The 3380-nt window shown below is 49.9% G+C and carries 3 protein-coding genes and 2 pseudogenes; 2 read left to right on the top strand and 3 right to left on the bottom strand.

Features of this window, described 5'->3' with window-relative positions; all coding sequences use genetic code 11:
- Positions 1 to 126, top strand: a pseudogene (locus tag BIY29_RS20765) (DNA-directed RNA polymerase subunit alpha); the annotation flags it as partial.
- Between the two features lie 51 nt (positions 127 to 177).
- Here BIY29_RS20765 and BIY29_RS20760 read toward each other — a convergent pair.
- Positions 178 to 525, bottom strand: a pseudogene (locus BIY29_RS20760) (class I tRNA ligase family protein); the annotation flags it as partial.
- On the opposite strand from BIY29_RS20760, the gene BIY29_RS19625 reads away from it, so the two are divergent.
- Complete coding sequence (locus BIY29_RS19625; RefSeq protein WP_338067789.1) at positions 513 to 836, top strand: type 1 periplasmic-binding domain-containing protein; 324 nt, start codon at positions 513 to 515, stop codon at positions 834 to 836. The pseudogene BIY29_RS20760 and the gene BIY29_RS19625 overlap by 13 nt on opposite strands.
- Before the next feature lie 4 nt (positions 837 to 840).
- On the opposite strand, the gene rstB is transcribed toward BIY29_RS19625, so the two are convergent.
- Positions 841 to 2151, bottom strand: a complete 1311-nt coding sequence (rstB, locus tag BIY29_RS19620; protein ID WP_121576684.1) for a two-component system sensor histidine kinase RstB — start codon at positions 2149 to 2151, stop codon at positions 841 to 843.
- Entirely contained in the window at positions 2148 to 2882 is a 735-nt protein-coding gene (gene rstA, locus BIY29_RS19615) for a two-component system response regulator RstA (RefSeq protein WP_121576683.1), read from the bottom strand. Before rstA ends, rstB begins: the two co-directional genes overlap by 4 nt.
- Between the last annotated feature and the right edge of the window lie 498 nt (positions 2883 to 3380).

Genomic DNA, 3380 nt, shown 5'->3' with positions numbered 1-3380 from the left:
CGCGATCGTGTCTATGTGCCGGCTGCTGCCCGAATTCATTCTGAAGAAGATGAGCGCCCAATCAGTCGTCTGTTTGTTTACGCCTGTTACAACCCTGTGGCGCGTATCGCGAACTATATTAAATCGCTCGTTGGAAGCGTCCGTTGTGTATAAGAGAAAGGTGAAGACCCTGGTAATGAAGCCATTCCAGCCTCTAATGAAATCGTTGACATTACGAGTTATTTCAGCGGTATTGAAATCTTGCGGCTTACCATTTGGGCAATACAAAGCCAGAGCAAGACGTAAAATGTCGGAGTTAATAATGTTTTCTTCTATTAATTTTCTTACCCATAATGCATGATTTCTACTCGTGGAAAACTTATTCCCATTTAAGAGGAGAAACTCATTAATAATATTAACATCGACAATATACTCATAACCTATTTTTTTTGTAATCACATCCATCCCAAGAAAGTAAGCAGGTAGATTATCAATACCATACGCTGTTACTACTTTGATTTTTTTATCATCGAATAATTCAGGCAAGCCTTTACTTTCCGAATATATCTTACGGCACAATAAATAAAAAGCAGTTAGGCGATGGTGCGGCCAGCCTATTGCAACAGGCCGGCCTGCTGGGCAAAAAGGGGATATCGCTGATCTCTTACGATGGTCTGCCGGATGACAGCCTGCTCAATATTGCGGTGACGCCAATCATTCAAAATACCCGCACCTGCGTAGGTAAACAGATTGCCGCCATGATCCATGATTTGCTGGCGGGGGTCGATCCACAGCAAATCCAGGTACTGTGGCAACCGGCGATCGGTCAAGGGGATACCGATTGCGCACCAGCCTGAAAATTTAGTGATGCAGCGTTGTCCGGGGCGAGGCGACGGTTTTTACCGGCCAGCAAAAACGGAAACTGGCTCCCCCCAGCGGGCTGCTATCCACGGTGATTGTCCCTTCATGGGTGCGGGCGATGGCGTGGACAATTGCCAGCCCCAGCCCGCATCCGCCACTGCCATTTTCGATAGCGGCCTCCAGCCGGGTAAATGGCTCGAAAATATGCTCCCGGTTTTCAGCCGCAATGCCGGGGCCGTCATCTTCAACCTGCAAGCAGGCAACGTTATCACGATTCAGTTGCAGGCTGATGTGCAGCCGGTTACGGCAGAAACGCAGTCCGTTATTGAGCAGATTATCCAGCACGCGCTCCATCAGACGCACGTCGATCATGCCGAACGTTGTCAGAGTGGGAGTGTCCAGCGTGATGGCCTTTTCTGGATGCATCAGCCGGAAGTCACCGACTTTGGCTTGCAGCCACACAGTAAGATCAATATCGGTGAGGTGCAGCGAGACTTGCGGACGGTCAAGTCTGGCATAAGTAAGCAGTTCGTCGATCAAGGCTTCAAGCTGGCCGATATCGCGGCTTAATGCCTGCTGTTCTTCGTCAGTGAGATTTTCACTGATGGCCAGCCGATAGCGCAGGCGTACCAGCGGCGTGCGTAACTCATGGGCGATATTATCAATTAGCTGTTTTTTACTGGTGATAAGCTGATTCAGGTTATCTGCCATCAGGTTAAATGCGATACCGAGCCGAAACAGGCTGGAGGTGCTGTCAAAATGCGTGCGCTCCTCAAGATGCCCATCTCCCAGGCGTTGCGCCGCACTTTCCAGTTTCAGCATCGCCTGCCAGTGTGGTCGCATCCACAGAAATACCGGCAATGCCAGTGACAAACCAATCAACATCACCAGTATCAAGTCCAGCAAGCGTATTTCATGCAGAAAAAACAGATAAGGAATGGGCCCGACCGCCAACACATAATGGCTGCGGGGAATGCGCTGAATAAAGGTATATTCATCATCGAGGGCAACAATCTCGCCTCGATGCAATCGTTGCTGTGTTTTAGGCGGCAGGGTGTATTTATTCAGTGGCTCGATGTGCAGCTTAAACGACAGGTTTAAATCAAGCTGGCTGATGGTTTTATGCCAGTCACGTGGGGGAATGCTTCTCAGCTCGTTACGGATCAGATAGAGCGAGCTTTTCATCAGATCGTCCATAGATTGCCGCCCGGCACGTTCGGCGGTGACTTTATAGACCAGCCCGACCAACAGCGTCATCACCACAAAGCAGGCAAACAGCAACAGAAAAAACTGGATGAATAGCTTTTTCATGGCCCAATACTCTGCCACGTATTGGGCGCAAACAGATAGCCTTTGTTACGCACGGTCTTGATACGAAAGGGTTCCAGCGGATTGTCGTACAGTTTTTTGCGCAAGCGGGAAATGGCGACATCAATGCTGCGATCCATGCCATCGTAACTCACACCACGCAGATTTTTCAGCAACGCATCACGGTTCATAATGTGCCCGGCATGGGTAGCCAGTTGCCAAAGCAGATCAAAATCGGCGGTCGATAAAACAATATTTTCGTCACCCAACGTGACTTCGCGGTTAACCGGGTCGATGCACAGCAAGCCAAAGTGCAGAGGTTTGTGAACCTGTAATGGCGTGGAGGGGTTTTCTACTCCGGCCTGCGCGGCGGGCGCATATTGGCGGAAATGCAGCCGCAGGCGTGCGAGCAGCACAGCAGGCGGCGTGGTTTTCAGAATATAGTCATCAGCACCCATTTCCAGCGCCAGAATATGATTCATATCGCTATCAAGTGACGTCAGCAGAACAATCGGCCCGCTATATTGTGGACGTAATTCGTGGCAAATGGTCATACCGTCTTTGCCTGGCAGCATAATATCCAATAACACCAGGTCGGGTTGTTGCTGCGCGATGAAAGCCAGCGCACGATCGCCACGCGACTCCACCCGGACGTCAATATCATGTTTGCCAAGATAAGCGGCAATCAGCTTACCGACTTCAGCATCGTCTTCTACAAAAACAATTTTATACATGGTATCCGTGTCGTCATGAAAATCGCTTTCGGTAGCATAGCCCGATGACCGTTCAGGCACTAGTCATGAGGCGTAAACGGGGGATAAACTGTGGGCTGATTGCTCTCTCAACGCAGCGACCGACCGCCATCCAGTCCCAGGGTTTGGGGTCCGCTTGGAAAACGGAAAATATCCTACGTTAAGGCCGTTTCTTAAGCAGACATGACAGGCAGCTCTGAGCGAATAGCGGAAGCCTGCATTTGACCCATTAATCATCAAGGCATCGTCAGGACTGTATCGAAAAAACACACCCTGCCTGGCAGGGCGACGTTAAGCCGCCGCGACAGGGACATTTATAGATTTTGCACTCTGAGAAAATCGATTAATTTGGCCATGCACGGGCTCAGTGAATCCGGCGTTTTATAGCAAATACAAACTCGTCGCCGTGCCCACTGGTCGGTTAGCGGCAATATATGATAATGAAATTTTTTACTGAAGCGTTCAGCGACTGACAGAGGA

The organism is Brenneria alni, from assembly GCF_003666245.1.
In the GTDB taxonomy this organism is placed as follows: domain Bacteria; phylum Pseudomonadota; class Gammaproteobacteria; order Enterobacterales; family Enterobacteriaceae; genus Brenneria; species Brenneria alni.
Note: the sequence above shows the minus strand (reverse complement) of the source record. Positions and strands in the feature narration are given on the sequence as shown.

Excerpts from the sequence above, each read along its gene's own strand:
- rstB (WP_121576684.1), bottom strand. The coding sequence starts at position 2,151 with ATGAAAAAGCTATTCATCCAGTTTTTTCTGTTGCTGTTTGCCTGCTTT.
- rstA (WP_121576683.1), bottom strand. The coding sequence starts at position 2,882 with ATGTATAAAATTGTTTTTGTAGAAGACGATGCTGAAGTCGGTAAGCTG.